Origin of the sequence: Roseateles sp. L2-2, from assembly GCF_050613215.1 — a bacterium.
In the GTDB taxonomy this organism is placed as follows: domain Bacteria; phylum Pseudomonadota; class Gammaproteobacteria; order Burkholderiales; family Burkholderiaceae_C; genus Roseateles; species Roseateles noduli.
Map to the genome: position 1 here is coordinate 3807879 of NZ_CP192509.1, position 17201 is coordinate 3825079.

Here is a 17201-nt window from a genome sequence, read left to right on the forward strand (position 1 = left end):
CATGGACGCCGAACACGACTTCCTCGGCGCCGGCTGGGCCTTCCCGCCCGCCTTCGACCGCCGCACCCGCGGCGGCGTGATGGTGTCCGGCGTCACCGACGTCGAGGAGAGCCTGCGCATCCTGCTCACCACCGCGCCCGGCGAACGCATCATGCATCCGACCTACGGCTGCGGGTTGCGGCGCATGGTCTTCGAGACCATCAACGACAGCACGCTGACGGAGATCCGCAGCCTGATCCAGCAGGCCATCCTGTTCTTCGAGGCGCGCATCGCGCTCAACGCGATCGACATCGACACCACCGGGCTGTACGACGGCGTGCTGCGCCTCCGGCTCGACTACACGCTGCGCAGCAGCAACAGCCGCTACAACTTCGTGTTCCCGCTCTACGTGCGGGAGGGTGAGGTGCTGCTCGACAGGCCGGCGGATCGACCGGCGGGCGACGCGTCGACCGCCGCCGGCGCGGTCGCTGCCGGCGCCGTACCGGGGAGGCAGGCCGCATGAGCACCGGCACCGAACAGCGCGAGCGCTTCCCGCAAGCCCTGGCCCCCGGCTACTTCCGTCCGGACGACCTGGACTTCGAGCAGCGCGTCGAGATGACGGCGCAGCTGGCGCGGCATCTGCGCTTCATCGACCTCGACGACCACGACGCCGGCGACTGGAGCACACTGTTCGCCACCGATCCGACGCTGGTGATGGCGCGCATCGCGGCGGTCGATCCCTGGCCGATGCAGCAGCATTTCGGGCGCGAGGTGGACAGCGCGCCGCTGCCGCACCTGGCGCGCCAGGTGCTCACGCTGGCGGGTTGGCTGGACCTGTGGTGGCGCGCGCTGGCCGGCATCAACGACACCGCACCGCGCGTGCTGCGCGAGCGCATCCACCGGCTGGTCGACCAGCAGCTCGCGGCCGACCTGCGCTGGGTCGAACGCCGGTTCCTGCTGGGGCCCGAAGCGGCTGCGGGATCCGACGCCGGCAACGGGCCGAATGGATCGAATGGATCGAATGGATCGAATGGATCGGACGGATCGAAGGGCGCGCCCGCGCCGCGCCCGCCGAGTCCGGTGGAGCGCGAGCTCTCGCGCATGTGGCACCGCACGATCGCGCAGGAGCCGGCCGCCGATCCGGATGCCGAGCGCGAGGACCGCGAACGGCTGCGCGAGCGCTTCTTCGCTTTCCTCAGCGCGGTGGAGGACGTGCGCGGTCTGGCGCGCGAGCTGCTGCCCGACAGCATCGCCACGGCCAACCACGAGCCCGCGGCGGCGCTGCTGATCGCCTTCCTGAAGGTCTGCGAGACGGCGCAGCGCGAGGTCAACCGCTTCCCCGCCCGGCACACGGCGTTCTACTACCGCGACTGCCTGGGCTTCGACCTCGCGCCGTCGCGCGCGGACACCGTCCATCTCGCCTGCCAGCGCGACGTGCGCGCGCCCGGCGACGTGTTCCTGCCCCCGGGCACCGCCTTCGACGCGGGCAAGGACGCGGCGGGCCGGCCGGTGCGCTTCGTCAGCGACGGGCCGTTGACCGTCACCGACGCGCGGGTGGAGACGTTGCGCACGCTGCGCCTGGAACGGGACCGCCTCATCGCGCCCGAGCGCGACCTCAACTACGTCACCCGCGCCAAGGTCGCTCAGCCGGTGGCGGACGGTCGCACCGTCTGGCCGCTCTTCGGCGCGGCCGGCGGCGCGGGGGCCGAGGACGCGCGCATCGGACTGGCGATCGCCTCCCCGCTGCTCCTGCTGCGCGAGGGCGAGCGCGAGATCCGCGTGATCCTGCGCCAGACCTCGTCCGGCGCCGCACCCGACCTGCGCGGGCTGCGCGACGCGGTGCTGCGCGCCAAGACCGCCGACGCCTTCCGCGATGCCTTCGGGGATCTGGTGCCGCAGTGGCTGCTGGCTGGCGGGGACGCGAAGCAGGATCCGGACAGCGAGGACCCGGGCAACCGGGACCTGCGCGACACCGACTGGGTCTCGATGCGCAACGCCGCGCATCGCCTGCTCGGCACCGGTCTGCCGACGATGTTCGACGGCTCGGGGTCGCCCAACCGCGCGCTGATCTTCGATCGGCTGCTGCAGGGCGCCTTCCGCCTCAGCTTGAGCACGGCGACCGGCTGGTGGACCGTGGAGAGCCGCCTCGACCGCGCCGCCGGCGCGGGGCTGTCGCTGCTGATCCGGCTGCGCGCCGACACGCCCGCCATCACCGGCTGCGATCCCGCCGTGCACGGCGTCGAATGGCCGACGCGCCTGCCGGTGCTGCGCCTGGAAGTCGCGACGCAGGGCCGGCTCTATCCGTACTCGCTGCTCGCGCGGCTGCCGCTGGCGGAGGTCGACCTGCGCGTGTGCGTGCGCGGCGTGCGCGACGTGCGCCTGGCCAACGGCCTGGGCCGGCTCGACGCGTCCAAGGCCTTCTCGCCCTTCGGTCCGCTGCCGGGCCTGTCGTCCTATCTGGTCGTCGGCTCGCCCGAGGCGGCGCGCAAGACGCTGGATCGGCTGTCGCTGGACATCGAATGGGGCGGCCTGCCGCTGGAGCCCGGCGGCTTCGACACGCACTACGCCGGCTACGGCGGCGCCGCGGGCAAGGAGCTGCGCCAGGGCCGCTTCACCACGGAGATCGCCTGGCTGCGCGACAGCCAGTGGCAGCCCTGCGCCAACCGGTCCGCCTGCCAGCCGCTGTTCGCCGAGCCCAATCCGGCCGGTGAGCTGGTCGCCGCCCAGCACATCGAGATCGATCCCGGCTCGGTGCGCAAGCTCAGCCGCGCCACCGACGAAGACTGGTCGACCATGCCCATCCCGCGCAACGGCCTGTGCCGGCTGCAGCTCAGCGGCCCGCGCGCGGCCTTCGGCCATGCGGCCTATCCGATCGAGCTGGCGGCCACCGTCGCCGCCAACGCCCGCACCAAGCGGCCGAGCCCGCTGCCCAATCCGCCCTACACGCCGGTGATCGAGCGCATCTCGCTCAACTACGAGGCCGCCAGCATCATCGCGCTGGACCGCGACGACGATCCACCCGAGGGTGTCGACGGCGAGCGGCTGTTCCACCTGCACCCCTTCGGCCTGCAGACGCTGTACTCGGCGATGTCGGGCGGCGGGCACGACCTGCTGCCGCGCCTGGGCGCGGACGGCAATCTCTACATCGGCCTGGCGTCCAGCGACCCGGGTGGCGTGCTGACGCTGCTGTTCCAGCTGCGCGAATCGTCGGCGCGCAGCCTGCTCAACGGCGACCGCCCGCGCAGCGTGCAGTGGGCCACGCTGGCCAACGACGACTGGCGCACGCTGGCGCCGTCGCGGGTCCTGGGCGACACAACGCACGGCTGCCTCACCTCCGGCATCGTGACGCTGGACCTGCCGCGCGACATGAGCACCGACCACACCGTGATGCCGGCCGGCCTGTACTGGCTGCGGCTGTCGGCGCGCTCGGCCTTCGACACCTTCGCCGGCCTCGTGTCCGTGCGCACGCAGGGCCTGCGTCTGCGGCGGCAGATGCCGGGCGACGCGGGCGCGCCGCCGCCCCGCAACAGCAGCGCACCGCCCGCGCCGCCGGTGCCGCTGGTCGACGGCGTCATCGTGCGCTCGTCGGCGACGCTGCCGGGACTGGCCTCGGTGACACAGGTGGGGCGTTCCTTCAGCCTGCAGCGCGAGGAAGATGAGCGCGCCATGATCACCCGCGCCGGCGAGCGGCTGCAGCACAAGGGTCGGGCTTCGGTAGGCTGGGACGTCGAGCGGCTGCTGCTCTCGCGCTTCCCCGACGTGCTCAAGGCCCGCTGCATCCCGGCGGACGACGGCAGCGGCGTCGTGACCGCGGTCGTGATCCCGACGCTGCCGCGCAACCTGCCCGCGTTGGCCTGCGCCGCGCCGCGCTTCAACGCGGTGGAGCTCGCCCGCATGACCGCGGCGCTGGGCGAGATCGGCTCGCCCTTCGCGCGCTTCCAGGTCCGCAACGCCGCTTACGACAGGCTGCAGCTGCGCGCCACGCTCGGCCTGACGCGCGGCGCGCACGAGGGCGCGACGCTGCGCCGCGTCAACGAGGCCATCGTCCACTACCTCTCGCCGTGGTTCGACGACGGCTACGGCGCGCGCTTCGACTGGCTGGTGCGCAGCGAGGACCTCGAAGCCCGGCTGCGCGCGCTGGAGGGCGTGAGCTTCGTGACGCAGCTGTCGCTGATCACCGTCGCCTGCGACGACCGCGACGTCTACACGCTGTCCGACACGGCCCGCATGCCGATCGGTGCGGAGCCTCCCGGCCAGGACGGCGACCGCCCAGCCACCGGCGCGGCGCATGCCCGTGCGCGGCTGCCGTGGAGCATCGCGCTGCCGATGCCGCAGCACATCCTCACCGCGGTCGACCGCTTTCCGGAGACGGTGTCGCCCCGCGCGACCGGCGTCGACCGGCTGGCGGTCGGCAGCACCTTCGTGATTGGAGGCCCGGACCGCGGAGGTCCGGACCGGCAGGCCGCCGGCCCCGCCTTCGTGATCGGCAGGGGCGCGCCATGACGACCCGCAACCGCGACACGCTCAAGCAGTTCTTCCAGGAGGGGCGGCTGCCCACCAGCGACCACTTCGGCGACCTGATCGACTCGATGCTCAACATGAGCGACGAGGGCTTCCGCAAGACGCCGGAGAACGGGCTGGAAGTCTCCACGCCGGTCAGCCACGACGCGCTGGTCAGCTTCTACCGCGAGCAGAGCGGCCGCGAGGCGATCTGGTCCATGGCCTACGGCGGCGACCGCGACCAGCTGCTGTTCCATCACGGCGACGCGCGCGCCGCCGGCACGCGCGATCCGGTGCTGGCGCTGGACACCGAAGGCCGCGTCGGCATCGGCACGGCCAGGCCGCGCCAGGCGCTGGAGGTGGCGGGCGTGGTCGCGTCGTCGGGACGGCTCGGCGACCTGCGCCGCGAGGACGACACCGGCCAGCCGCTCAAGGCCGACGGTGAGTGGCACGACCTCACCGGCCCGCTCGGCGGCTGCCAGGCCTTCGAGGTGATGGCCGGCGTCGGCCAGAAGGAAGGCGGCCGCTTCGCGATGCTGCATGCGATCGCGATGAACACCTACAACCCGCTGCCGGGCTGGCTGGAGTTCCTCTCGCCGCGCAAGCGCATCCGCAGCCAGCATGCGTGGTACGGCCGTCGCTGCGACCGCATCCAGCTGCGCTGGACCGGCGGCCACGGGCGGCGCGCCAGCTACCGGTTGCAGATCCGCACGCAATGCGACTACGGCGAGGGCAAGGTGATCCAGGCCTCCGTGTCGCAGCTGTGGTTCGACCCGGAAATGACGGGAGGCACGCTGTGACGGTCAAGCTGTCGCCCACCACCGACGAGGAGCGCGACGTCGGCTTCGACGGCCTGCGCGCGCGCGGCATCGATCTGCTGCAGAAACTCAGCGGCGGCATCTGGACCGACCATAACCTGCACGACCCCGGCATCACGATGCTGGAGCAGCTGTGCTTCGGGCTCACCGACGTCGTCTACCGCGCGGGCTTCCCGGTCGCGGACCATCTGACCGGTCCGGACGGCGCCATCGACTACGAGGCCCTGTCCCTGCATCCGCCCGCCGAGGTCTTCCCCTGCCGGCCGACGACGCCGGCGGACTACCGGCGCCACCTGCTCGACGCGACGCCCGGTCTGGATGACGCGACGCTGGTGCCGGAACCGGGGACGGGTCTGTACCGGCTGCAGCTGCAGCTGTCGCGCGATCCGGCAGGATCGTCGGGATCGTCGGGGTCGGCGGGGTCGGCGGGAAGCTCGACCGGGAGTGCGTCCGGCGGCGCGGCATCCTCCGGCGACAGCGCGGACGAGCGCGTCGCCGCGGCACGCGCGGCCTACTTCGAGCGCCGCAACCTCGGCGAGGACCTGCATCCCGACATCGTCCGCATGCGCGACGTGCCCTGCGACCTGCACGCCGACATCGACATCGCCGGACCGCGCGACGGCGTCGACATCCTGGCCGAGGTCTACGACCGCTGCGCGCGCCACATCGCGCGGGCGGCGGTCTCGCGCACGCTGGACGAGCTGCTGCGCGAAGGCCATCCGCTGGAGCGCATCTACACCGGTCCCGCGCTGCGCAACGGCTTCATCGAGGACGCGCCCGCACCCGAGGCGGGCTACGCCGCCGAGCGGCTGTTCCTCTCCGACCTGACGACGGTGGTGCTGTCGGTGCCCGGCGTCGTCGACGCGCGCGTGGTCGCACTGCGCGCCGAGGGCCGCGAGGCGACGGCGGGCTCGGTCGAATGGCGCGGCGCGGACTGGGCGCTGTCGCTGCGGCTGCCCGACCGCGACGTGCCGTCGACGATCAGCGTGCGGCGCCGCGGCAACGTGGTGCCGGTGGCCTGGAACGATCTGCGCCGGCGGCTGGAGGACCTGCGCGCCACCGGCCGCTCGCACCGGGCGCGCGGGAGCACCGAGCAGGCCGCGCGGGCCGCCGAGCTGCTGCCGCGCGGCGTGCACCGGCGGCTGGACGGCTATGTGTCGGTGCAGGACCACCTGCCCGCGATCTACGGCGTGGGGCGCTACGGCGTGCCCTCCTCCGCGCCGCCGCAGCGGCAGGCGCGGGCCAAGCAGCTCAAGGCCTACCTGGTCATGCAGGAGCAGGCCATCGCGCAAGGCCTGGCGCAGCTGCAGCATCTGCGCGACCTCTTCGCGGTCACGCCCGGTGCGCGCCAGGGCCTGTGGACGCAGATGATAGGCGCCGACGCGGTGCCGGGTCTTGACCGGCTCTACACGCAGTCGCCGCAGGTCGTGGCCGACGCGGTGTACCGGCCCTTCGACCGCTCGACGCGGCGCAAGAACCGCGCGCTCGACCACCTGCTGGCGCTGCACGGCGAGACCTACACGCAGAACTCGATGCGGCAGTTCCTCGGGCACCTCAGCCCCGAGGAGGCGGAGACGCTGCTGCTGGAGAACAAGGCCACCTGGCTGCGCGACATCGTGCCGCTGACGCGCGACCGCGCCGGCGGCTTCGATCCGAGCCGGCCGTCGTGGGACGCGGCGGACAACTGCGGCGGGCTGCAGCGGCGCGCCAGCCTGCTGCTGGGCTTCAAGCAATGGCACGACCGGCCGCTCACGCGCGCGCTGCGGGAGCAGCGTTTCACGATCGTGGCGAAGCCCGGCCCCGGGCATCAGCCCTGGCTGCTCGACGGCCAGGACGACGCGGTGCGGCTGGCGCCGTCCGCCGGCCACGCGGTGCAGCCCACCGACCGCGCGCAGGTGCGCGAGGACCTGCAGCGCATGCCCTGGCTGCGGCTGCCGATCCCCGCCGGGCTGCTGCGCGCGGGGCAGCGCAGCTCGCGCTACCGGTTGATGCCGGGCTCGGGATCGGGTTCGAACGCGGGGATTGGCGGTGGCGGCGAAGCACGTCGCCTCATCCTCGGGCCCGACGAGGACCAGCGTTGGTGGCTGCTGGGCGAGTTCCCCGATGCCGCCGCCGCGCGCCGCGGTGCCGCCAGTCTGCGCCTCTACCTGCGCCACCTGGACCAGGAGAGCGAAGGCATGCACGTCGTCGAGCACGTGCTGCTGCGCCCGCTGCGGCAGGACGCGCTGTCGCATGCGCGGCTGGGGTTGTCGAAGAACTTCCACCAGTTGCGGGTGACGGTCGTGCTGCCGGGGTGGACGCAGCGCACGTCGCAGCCGGCCTTCCGGAACTTCGCGGAAGAGACGCTGCGCATCAGCTGTCCGTCGCATCTGACGCTGCGCTGCGTGTGGCTGGACGCGGAGCCGATGCAGCGCTTCGAGGACACGTACTCGGCGTGGCTGGAGGCTCGCCTCGCGTGGGCCGGATCGCCGGACGATGCGCGCGCGATGACGACGGCGGACGAGACCGCCTGCCGCGTGATCGAACGGCTGGGTATCGAGGACGACTCGACACCTGGCGGCGGCAACGGCAGCGGTCGCGGCTACGGATCCCGCGGAGAGGACGACGGCCACGGGCCGGTCGTGCAAGGCCATGCGTGAAGCCGAGCGTGCCTCCTCGCACCTCGTCGAGCGCATGACGTTCGATGCGGACTTCGGCGCTGGCCTGATGCTCGCCAGCGGCAACGGCAACGGCAACGGCAACGGCAACGGCCCGGGGCCGAGTCCCGTCGTCGGCATGATGCCGGGCGACATCGAGGCGCGCCTGGTCGCCTGCGTGCAGGGGCCGTTGCTGCGCGTGATCGACGAGGTCTTCGACGCCTGCTGCCCGCCCGAGGAGCACTGGCGACTGGACGAGCTGGAGATCGATCTCGGCGAGCTGCCCGCCGCCGAGTGGGAGACCGAGGCGCCGCGCGTGCTGCGCGAACGCCTGCGCCGCGTGCTGGAGGACCTGCGCGGTGCCGGCGCGACCAGCGCCTCCGGCCGCGCGACGGGGCTGCGCGTGCGCACCCGGCCGCAGGCGCGACGCGACGCGCTGCTGCACTTCCTGCGACACGGACGGCTGCCGTGGCAGGGACGCGGGGACGATCCCGTCATCCTCGCGCGGGACGCCTTGCGCGAGGACGCCGGCGCGCTGGTCGCCGCCTGGCGCGCCGCGCCGGACCGCGCGGCATTGCTTCAGCGGCTGGCTGCGCAATTCGACGAGGAGCTGCTCAGCATGCTCGTTCACGCCTTCATGCCGGGCGAGCCGGCGGCGGCGGCGCGACTGCTGGACATCGTCGCGCAGGCGCGGCGCGACGGCCGCTCGCCGCGCACGCGCGCGGCGCTGTGGGAATCGGTGCTGGGCCAGGCGATGGACCACGCGGTCGCGCCACGACCCGCCGCGCTGATGCTGCTGCGCGCGCAGGTGCTCGCGGCGCTGGATGCGGGCGCGGCGTTCTCCAGCGGCAGCGATCCGCTGCGCGGCCTCTCGCATGCGTGGGCGCCGCTGCTGCGTGAGGACCGCGACTGGCTGCGCGCCACGCTGCAGCGCGTCGGCGAGACCGCGACGATGCGCGAGCGGCTGGTGCAGGCGCTGCCCGAGCCGCTGCTGCCTCGCCTGCTCAGCCTGTGGATGGCGGAACCCGCGGCGCAGGCCGTCGCCGCGTGGATCGCCGCAGTCGCGGAAGGCAAGGTCCCCGACGACGTCTTGGCTGGCGCACTCGGATCAGAGGCTTCGAAGCGCTTCGATTCGTCGACGCGCCCTTCTCCGTCGGCCGCCGACAGCGCGACCGTCGAAGCGCGACGCCGCCGGCTCTGGCAGGCGACGCTCGGCCACGCGGTGCGTCATCCGACGTCGAGCTTCGATCCTGCGCGCTACGAAGCGGAGGTCCGCGAGGACCTGGAGCGCCACGCGTCGCCCGGTTCCGAGCCGCCCGCGCGATGGTTCGACCGGGCCGTGCGCGCGGCGACGGCCGTGCTGTCGGCCGCGTTGAACGTCCTGCGTCTGCCCTGGCGCAAGGGGCCCGCCGCGCCGCGTGCCCCGGAGGAGGCGAGCGCCGCAGCGGCCGCCGCAGCCGCCGCAGCCGCCGACATGGAGCCTCCGACCGATCAGATCCCGGTCGGCAACGCGGGCCTGGTGCTGGTCTCGCCGTACCTGCCGCGGCTGTTCTCGATGCTCGGTCTCGCCGACGACCGCGCCTTTGTCGGCCCGGAGGCCGCATCGCGCGGCGCGCTGCTGCTGCAGGCGCTCGCGAGCGGCCATGCGGCCGCGCCGGAGTCGGAGCTCGCGCTCAACAAGCTGCTCTGCGGCCTGCCGCTGGACGCGCCGCTGCCGCGCCTGATCGATCTTTCCGACGCCGAGCGCGAGGCGATCGAGGGCCTCATCGGGGCGGTGATCCAGCACTGGCGGATCCTGGGCACGACCTCGATCGACGGACTGCGCGGGACCTTCCTGCGCCGCGCCGGCCAGCTGGAACTGCGCGACGAGGCGTGGCAGCTCTCGGTCGAGCCGGGCCCCTTCGACATGCTGATCGATCAACTGCCGTGGGGCTACGCGACGCTGCGGCACCCGTGGATGGAAAGGGTGATTCATGTGGACTGGCGCTGACCCGTCGCCGCGCGCGACGACCAACGCGCGGGCCTTGGAAGCCGAGCTGCAGTGGCTGGACCGCGTGCTGCAGCAGCGCCTGGCCGGACACTTCGGGCAGGACGCCGCGGTGGCGTCGCCGCGGACCGCGACGGATCGCGGCGACCTCCCCTCACCGCCGCCGCTGTCGGCCACTCCCGACGACGACCTGGCGCGCCTGATCCGCGAAGGCGGGCTCGGTCCCGCCGAGCGGCTGGTGCTCGCGCTGGCGCTGGCGCCTCACCTGCGGCCGCAGCTGATGGATCTCCTCTTCGTCAGCAACCGCAACCTGGACCGCGGCTTCTGCGAATTCGGCGGCTGGAAGGGCCGGCACCACGGCGGCTTCCTGCCGACGGTGGAGACGGCGGCCTTCCTGCTCGCGGGCGAGGACCTGTCGCGCCGCTTCGCGCTGCGGCAGATGCTCGACGAGACGGCGCCGCTGCGCCGGCTGGGGCTGGTGCGGCTCGCGCATGAGGCGCCGGGCGAGCCCTGGTACGGCTCCGCGCTGCTCGCGGGCGCCGACACGCTGGACCTGCTGTGCACCGGCGAATCGCGCAAGCCCGACTACAGCACGCAGTTCCCCGCCAAGCTCATCGAGACCAGGCTCGGCTGGAACGACCTGGTGCTGGACCCCGACGTGATGGAAGAAGTCGAGGCCATCATCACCTGGGCCCGCCACGGCGACACGCTGATGCGCGACTGGCAGCTGGAGAAGGCGCTCAAGCCCGGCTACCGCTGCCTGTTCTTCGGACCGCCGGGGACCGGCAAGACCCTGACCGCCACGCTGATCGGCGACAAGGTCGGCGCGGACGTCTACCGCATCGACCTGTCGATGGTCGTCTCCAAATACATCGGCGAGACGGAGAAGAACCTCGCGCAGGTCTTCGACCAGGCGCAGCACCGGCGCTGGATCCTGTTCTTCGACGAGGCGGACGCGCTCTTCGGCAAGCGCACCGCGACCTCCAGCAGCAACGACCGCCACGCCAACCAGGAGGTGTCCTACCTGCTGCAGCGGGTCGAGGACTTCCCCGGCACGGTCATCCTGGCGAGCAACCTCAAGGGCAACATCGACGACGCCTTCGCGCGGCGCTTCCAGTCGGCGGTGTATTTCCCGATGCCCGATGCGGAGCAGCGCCTGCGCCTGTGGGAAGGCATGGTGCGGCACACCGGGCGGCTGGACGCGGACGTCGATCTGGCCGACTTCGCCGAGCGGCACGAGCTGGCCGGCGGCGCGATCGCCAACGTGGTGCGCTTCGGCGCGATCAACGCGATGCAGGCGGGGCGGGATCGCATCCTGGCCGCGGACCTGCGGCGCGGCATCGCCAAGGAACTGCGCAAGGAAGGACGCACGGTGTAGCCGCCATGGGAACACGCTCCTTCTTCCAGTTGCTGGGCCGACGCGGGTCCGTCGACGAATGGGCCGATGACGTCGAAGACGCCGCAGTCGCCGAGGACGTGCGACCGACGGCGGCGACCCGAGGACGGCGCGCGTCGTCGCCCTGCCGGAACTGCGCGCGGCTGCGCTGGTTCGTCGGCGGTGTGCTGCTGGCAGGAGCGCTGCTGATCCTGCACGCTAGCGCGCAGTCTCCCGCGAGACCCTCAGCGTCGGCCGCCACGCCGACATCGTCCTCCGCTGCGAAGGCGATCGGCAAGGCGGCCGCTGCCGCTGCGCCCGCGTCGGCATCCGCGTCCGACGCGACGGTCTACATCGCGACGCCGCTCGCGCTGCCGCCCCGACCGGAACAGCCGATCGCGTCGGCCGCCCTGCCTGCACCCGCGGCGTCGTCTGCCGCGTCCTCACCCGGTCGCGACCCGATGTGGCTGGTCTACCAGACGGTCCCCCTGCCCTCGGCGCGACTGAATCGCGCCTACAAGGCGCGCGATCTGGTGCGCGGCGGCAAGCCCCCGTATCGCATCGCCATCGACGGCGAGCTGCCGCCGGGCATGTTCGTGGAGGAAGACGGCGCGCTCGCCGGCACGCCGACGAAGACCGGCAGTTTCCGCTTCCTGCTCACCGCCACCGACGCCTCGCGCACGAGGAACCTGGAGCAGGCGCTGTACGAGATCCGCGTCGTCGATCCGCAGCCTGCGCCGGCCGCCCGGCCGGCCTCCGCGGCCGCCTCGGCCGCCTCGGCCCCGTCCGACCTTACACGCAAGACGCCCCACCCGTTGACGTCCATCAGCGAGGACCAGACCGGCCGCATCGTGCCGGCCGATCCGCCGATGCCGATGACCTACGTGCTCACGCAGGCCAAGCTCGACGAGATCTTCAAGAACGCGGAGGCCTCGGCCGCCGAATCGCTGACCGTGGCGACCGCCAGCGGCGACGCCGCCTCGGAAGCGAGGGCCTCGCCCCCCGCGCCCATGGCCGTGACGCCGCCGGTGGTCGGGCCGACGCTGGACCAGTTGCGCGAGATGCTGATGCCCTTGAAGGACGTGCAGCATCCGACGCGCAGCGTCTTCCAGGACTCGGTGCGGGCGACGCAGTGCGACTACTTCCTGCGCCACGTCGCGGAGATCTCGCTGGAGCTCGGCAAAGATCAGCTGCAGCGCTGCCCGCGCAAGACCGACCTGGCGGCGCGCGACCGCGACCCGCCGCCGCGGTCGGCGCCGTCGCTGCTGGCCGGCGTACCTCGACGGCAGGCGGAGGCCATCAGGCGGCAGATCGAGACGGCCCGGGAGAAGGAGCACAAGGCGCTGAAGCAGGCCGCGAAAGACGTGATGCTGCCGCAGGGCAGCGTGGCGGTGACTGCCTTCCTCGACATGCTGATGCCTCCCGGCCTGCTGGAGGAGATCACCGACGCGGCCGGCGAGACGCACCCGATGGCGCAGGCCAGGTCCTTGAACCTCGTGCCGGACAAGGGCTGCGGCTGCAGCCTGCCCGAGATCGACACCGACGTGTACGGCTTCCTGCCCTACTGGATGCAGGGCAGCAGCGACGCGGCGATCCCGGTGCGCTTCGAGAAGTTCACGCGGATGCAGTACATGGGCGCGATCCTGCGCAACAACGGCGCCTACGTGCGTCCCGACGGATGGGACAGCCGGGGCGGCGGATTCGCCCGGCGCGTCAACCAGTACGGCGTCGGACTGGACATGGTGCTGTACCGGCGCGACTTCCGGACCCTGATGCATCAGGACGAGCAGGTGCGCAAGGACACGCTGGCGGTCAGCGCGGCGCAGGTCGGCGCGATGTTGGACCTGCGCCACTCCGACTGGCAGGGCGATCTCGAAGCCTTGCTGCCGCCGGGCTGGCGCGCCGAATCCCACGTCTACGACGGCGTGACGGTGTTCTTCGAGCCGACGGATGCGGAGGCCGCCGATCCCGCCTTCGAGGCGTTCTTCATCGACTACGTGCAGTCGGTCGTGAAGCTGATGCAGGCCCGCAAGCCGCGCGCCTTCCACCTGAACCTGGTGATTCCCCAGCATCTGATGGGCGAGCCGGCGACGGCGTTCCGCTTCCGCAACCTGCTGGCGATCATGCAGTCGGCGGAACAGAAGCGGGGCAAGGATTCGCAGCTCGACTACAAGGAGCGCGGGGCCGCGGCGGCCACCTACAAGTCGACGGACGAGTACGGCGGCGACTCGCCGATCACGGTGCGTTTCCTGACGCCGCTGGGCATGGGCTCTGACCTCAACAAGATGCAGCTGCGCAACCGCACGGACTTCACCGACGAGCTGAACGGCGCGGACCGCATGGCGGTGCTGGGCAGCGTGATGCCGGTGCTGGTGTACACGGGCGGCGAGGTCGCCAAGCCGACGCCTTCCGCGGGCGAGGCGCTGGACAGGGACCTGGTCTACATCGGCTGGTCCTTCGGCGGCGTGGCGTTCTGGCCGGTGCCGGTCCCCTTGGTGGGTTCGGGCGAACTCGTGCTGGAGAAGCTGCACGACCGCTTCTGGTCCTTCCTCGACCAGGACACGGCCTTCTGCAAGCTGCTGTGTCCGATGCGGGTGCCGTTGCGGCTCGGGCTGGAGGCGCTGCTGGTGATCGTGGGCACGACGCTGCTGCTCTACGGCTGGAACTGCCGCGTGCGGCGCATGGGCAAGGTCATCCTGCTGGTGCTGTGGGCGGGGGCGCTGGTGACGCTGGCGGTGGCCAGCGCGATCTTCTCCTGCGATCCGACGCTCAACCAGTTGAGGACGGGGAACACCTTGCTGGTGGTGATCATCGGGGTGCTGATCGTGGGCGGCCTGATCGTCACGTTCAAGCCCCGGGTGGAAGCGCCGTGAGCGCGCGGCGGCGGGCCTGCAAGAGGCCTTGAAAGACAAACCCGGATCGATCACGAGAGGAGCGACCCATGAAGGACTCGACCCACGACGGCGGCGCGTTCGAGCACGCGCCCGCGGCCGCGCCGCTGCAGCGGCGTGAACAGGAAGGCGGAGATCTCTCCGCGGTGCTGGATGGATCGCCGCGGCAGCTCGCGCAGCGGCGCCGCATCGATGCGGCCTTCGGGCCGGTCGCGCAGCGCGAGGCCGCGCTCGATGACGACGAGCTGGGCACCGCGCAGGCGAAGGTCGCGCAGCGCGCGAGCGGCGAGCTCGACGAGGAGGAGCTCGGCACTGCGCAGGCCAAGGCCGCGCCGGTGCAGCGCCAGGAGAACCGCACCGGCATGCCGGACGGCCTGAAGTCCGGCATCGAATCGCTGTCCGGGACGGACCTGTCGGACGTGCGGGTGCACCGCAACTCGTCGCAGCCGGCGCAACTGAATGCACTCGCCTACGCGCAGGGGAACGACATCCACCTCGGGCCGGGTCAGGAGGCGCACCTCCCGCACGAGGCCTGGCACGTCGTGCAGCAGCGCGAGGGCCGCGTGCAGCCGACGATGCAGATGCAGGGCGTCGACATCAATGACGACGTCGGGCTGGAGGCGGAGGCCGACCGGATGGGGGACAAGGCGCTGAGCCTCGGTCGGGACGGTTGAACGGACCGTTCATCCGCTTGCGGCCGGCGAAAACACGCGCAGCCGGTGGCCGTCGGGATCGGTGGCCGTGAAGGAACAGGAAGACAGGGTTCCCCCGAGGGACTCGCTCGGAGCCGTCGCCTAGCATCGCTGCCGACGAAGCCCGATCGCCGAACTCATGGTGCAACAGCGGACCCTGATCATCCAGATTCAACCCGAATCGAATGGGCGCGACGACGGTATTCACGAAGTCGTGCATCACGCCATCGAGAAGATGGGCGTGGCCGCGCAAACGGAGTCCGAGGTCGGGGAAGGCTGGCGGAATGTCAGCGTAGCCACCGACGATCCGGAACGCACATGGTCTGCGCTCCGATCACTTCTCTCGCAGGACACGACCGCATTCGCAGCGCTGCGTCGACGTTGGATCGTTGTCGCGGAGGGGGCGAACGGCTGGGCGGATTACGAAACGCTTGCGCACTTCGACCCGACCGTCCGGTTGACAACGAGACAGGCCCGCTTGCAGGAGATCGTCCGCGGCGAATTGCTTCTCCAGTGCGGGGCAGAATCGTGCGGCCAGGTCTTCGCACCGACGCTCGAAGAGCCCGCCTCCGATCCGGTTGAACCATGGGCGGATCGAATGGCAAGTCGGGCGCTCGAAGCGGGCTGGAGCGTCGGCAAGGATGGCCATGCGCGCTGTCCGATGCATCCGGACGGCGAGAGTCAGACATGACCGAATCGCGTGCCGTCTCCGATGATCTGAATCAACTTGTCTGGACCATGACCTCGAATAGCGGGCGACATCGTGTGTCATTCCAGACGACGGTCGACGCTGAGCCCGTGGAGTCGACGCTGCTCTGCAGTCTGACGATGGAGGGCGCATTCTGGCAACGCGATCGATCTGCGACGGATGCTGACGTTGTCGACGATCTCTTGATCTGCTTCAAGCAGATCCTCGTCGATGTCCACGCGTTGAAGGCGTTCCATGCGCAGTTGCTCAGGTGGGAACACGAGCGCGCCCACTTCGCCGTTCAGTTGGGGAGCCAGGCTCGCGGAGCTCAGAGCTTGTCGGTCTCCGTAGGCGAGGATCCGAGCCTGATATTCAACTCGGAGAAGCCTGCTTTCATGATCTGCTATCGCGACGGAACAACGATGGAGACTAGGTGGTCGTTTGTTGTCGATCAGTCGTGCGTCCGGATCTGCATCGAGGCTTTGGAAGAGGCTCTCGGCCGATGGAAACGGTGAAGAATCCCAGCGCCAGCGATCATGGAGTGTGAATGACCGAAACCGATCTGGCTTCTCTTGAGGCATTGGCTGCCGCTGCTCAACCTGGACCGTGGTCATCCCATGTTGAAGGACGCGATCATCAATCCGGCAGCAGCTTCATCATGACCGGCTCGGGTGCCGGACGTGGCGATGACTTTGAGTTGAGCGGTGCAACGGTTGAAGACCTGGACTTCATCGCAGCCTCGCGGCAAGCCATTCCGATGTTGATCGCAGAGATTCGGTCGCTTCGGCGACAGATCGAAGCAATGAAGTCCTGAGATGACGCTTGCAGTCTCGACTGCTCCCACCGCTGGGCAAGACTTGCAACCCGACGTTCCAGAGCACGTTCGCCCCGGCACCGCTTGAAAGGACTTCATGAAGCGTGTCGTTGAATTTGAGGCTTGGACCAAACCCGGGAGAGTCGTATCCCAAGACTTTGGGAAGGAAATTCAGGAGGAAATCTGGAGCTCCGGGATTCCGAGAGCCGTCTTCTTGGGCGTCAGCAACATACCGGCCGCAGGCGATGTCGTCGCCCTCAGGAAGTTGCTTTCGTCCGGCAATGCCGACCTGCGAAGTTTCGGTGAATTCTGCCTACTTCACGGACTTCCTGTCGACACGTCAGATGAGCGCTCCGCTTCGACGTACCTTGCCTACATCAATGGCGCCTGTGTGGCATGGATCCACTTGCCCGAAGACTCCGACATTCCGACGACGTTGGAAGAACTGCGACGTGTGTTGACGCCCTACGACTTGGTCATCGTTGACGTATGAACAGCTGCGCTCCCACTGCAGTTCAATCTACTCTTTGCAGACTTGTGTCTCATCGTCGGCGTCTTTGGTGACGTCGACAGCCACGACCAGCAACCCGACCTTCACCAGCACACCTGCGCCGACCACCCACGTCGCCCACTTGCTCTTCAACAAGGCCTGCCACCTCGCAAGGCAAGACCCGCCCCCAACAAGAGGGAAGGGTCTCCCCGCGAGATGACGAGAAACGCGATGATCTAGCATCCGCGCCGCCAGACAAGAACTGCGGAGAACGCGATTTCTGGCGAGACAACAAACAAAAGGTTGAGTTCCAGCAGGGAGGATCCTCGGG

The 17201-nt window shown here is 70.7% G+C and carries 12 protein-coding genes; all 12 read left to right on the forward strand.

Going from position 1 to position 17201, the window contains the following annotated elements:
• The first annotated feature begins 1 nt into the window (after position 1).
• Positions 2 to 502: a GPW/gp25 family protein gene (locus ACQZ13_RS17060; RefSeq protein ID WP_431046484.1), complete on the forward strand. Its 501-nt coding sequence runs from the start codon at positions 2 to 4 to the stop codon at positions 500 to 502.
• A complete protein-coding gene (locus ACQZ13_RS17065; RefSeq protein WP_431046486.1) occupies positions 499 to 4482 on the forward strand; it encodes a hypothetical protein in 3984 nt (1327 codons plus the stop codon). Before ACQZ13_RS17060 ends, ACQZ13_RS17065 begins: the two co-directional genes overlap by 4 nt.
• Positions 4479 to 5279 carry a hypothetical protein gene (locus ACQZ13_RS17070; protein ID WP_431046488.1) on the forward strand — a complete coding sequence of 267 codons (801 nt, stop codon included), beginning with the start codon at positions 4479 to 4481 and terminating at the stop codon, positions 5277 to 5279. The genes ACQZ13_RS17065 and ACQZ13_RS17070 overlap by 4 nt, the downstream gene beginning before the upstream one ends.
• Positions 5276 to 7936 (forward strand): hypothetical protein, encoded by a 2661-nt coding sequence (locus ACQZ13_RS17075; RefSeq protein ID WP_431046490.1) that lies wholly within the window; start codon positions 5276 to 5278, stop codon positions 7934 to 7936. Before ACQZ13_RS17070 ends, ACQZ13_RS17075 begins: the two co-directional genes overlap by 4 nt.
• Entirely contained in the window at positions 7929 to 9923 is a 1995-nt protein-coding gene (locus ACQZ13_RS17080) for a contractile injection system tape measure protein (protein ID WP_431046492.1), read from the forward strand. The genes ACQZ13_RS17075 and ACQZ13_RS17080 overlap by 8 nt, the downstream gene beginning before the upstream one ends.
• The gene (locus tag ACQZ13_RS17085; protein WP_431046494.1) at positions 9907 to 11298 is read left to right on the forward strand and encodes an ATP-binding protein; all 1392 of its coding nucleotides are present in this window, start codon (positions 9907 to 9909) and stop codon (positions 11296 to 11298) included. The genes ACQZ13_RS17080 and ACQZ13_RS17085 overlap by 17 nt, the downstream gene beginning before the upstream one ends.
• A 5-nt stretch (positions 11299 to 11303) precedes the next feature.
• Positions 11304 to 14168, forward strand: coding sequence for a putative Ig domain-containing protein (locus ACQZ13_RS17090; RefSeq protein ID WP_431046496.1), 2865 nt, complete (start codon positions 11304 to 11306; stop codon positions 14166 to 14168).
• A gap of 68 nt (positions 14169 to 14236) precedes the next feature.
• Positions 14237 to 14860 (forward strand): DUF4157 domain-containing protein, encoded by a 624-nt coding sequence (locus ACQZ13_RS17095; protein ID WP_431046498.1) that lies wholly within the window; start codon positions 14237 to 14239, stop codon positions 14858 to 14860.
• A 157-nt stretch (positions 14861 to 15017) separates the two neighbouring features.
• Entirely contained in the window at positions 15018 to 15569 is a 552-nt protein-coding gene (locus tag ACQZ13_RS17100) for a hypothetical protein (protein WP_431046500.1), read from the forward strand.
• Positions 15566 to 16081: a hypothetical protein gene (locus ACQZ13_RS17105; RefSeq protein ID WP_431046502.1), complete on the forward strand. Its 516-nt coding sequence runs from the start codon at positions 15566 to 15568 to the stop codon at positions 16079 to 16081. Before ACQZ13_RS17100 ends, ACQZ13_RS17105 begins: the two co-directional genes overlap by 4 nt.
• Positions 16082 to 16113: 32 nt before the next feature.
• On the forward strand, positions 16114 to 16380 hold the full coding sequence (locus tag ACQZ13_RS17110; RefSeq protein WP_431046504.1) for a hypothetical protein: 267 nt from the start codon (positions 16114 to 16116) through the stop codon (positions 16378 to 16380).
• A 97-nt stretch (positions 16381 to 16477) separates the two neighbouring features.
• On the forward strand, positions 16478 to 16873 hold the full coding sequence (locus ACQZ13_RS17115; RefSeq protein ID WP_431046506.1) for a hypothetical protein: 396 nt from the start codon (positions 16478 to 16480) through the stop codon (positions 16871 to 16873).
• Positions 16874 to 17201 lie beyond the last annotated feature (328 nt).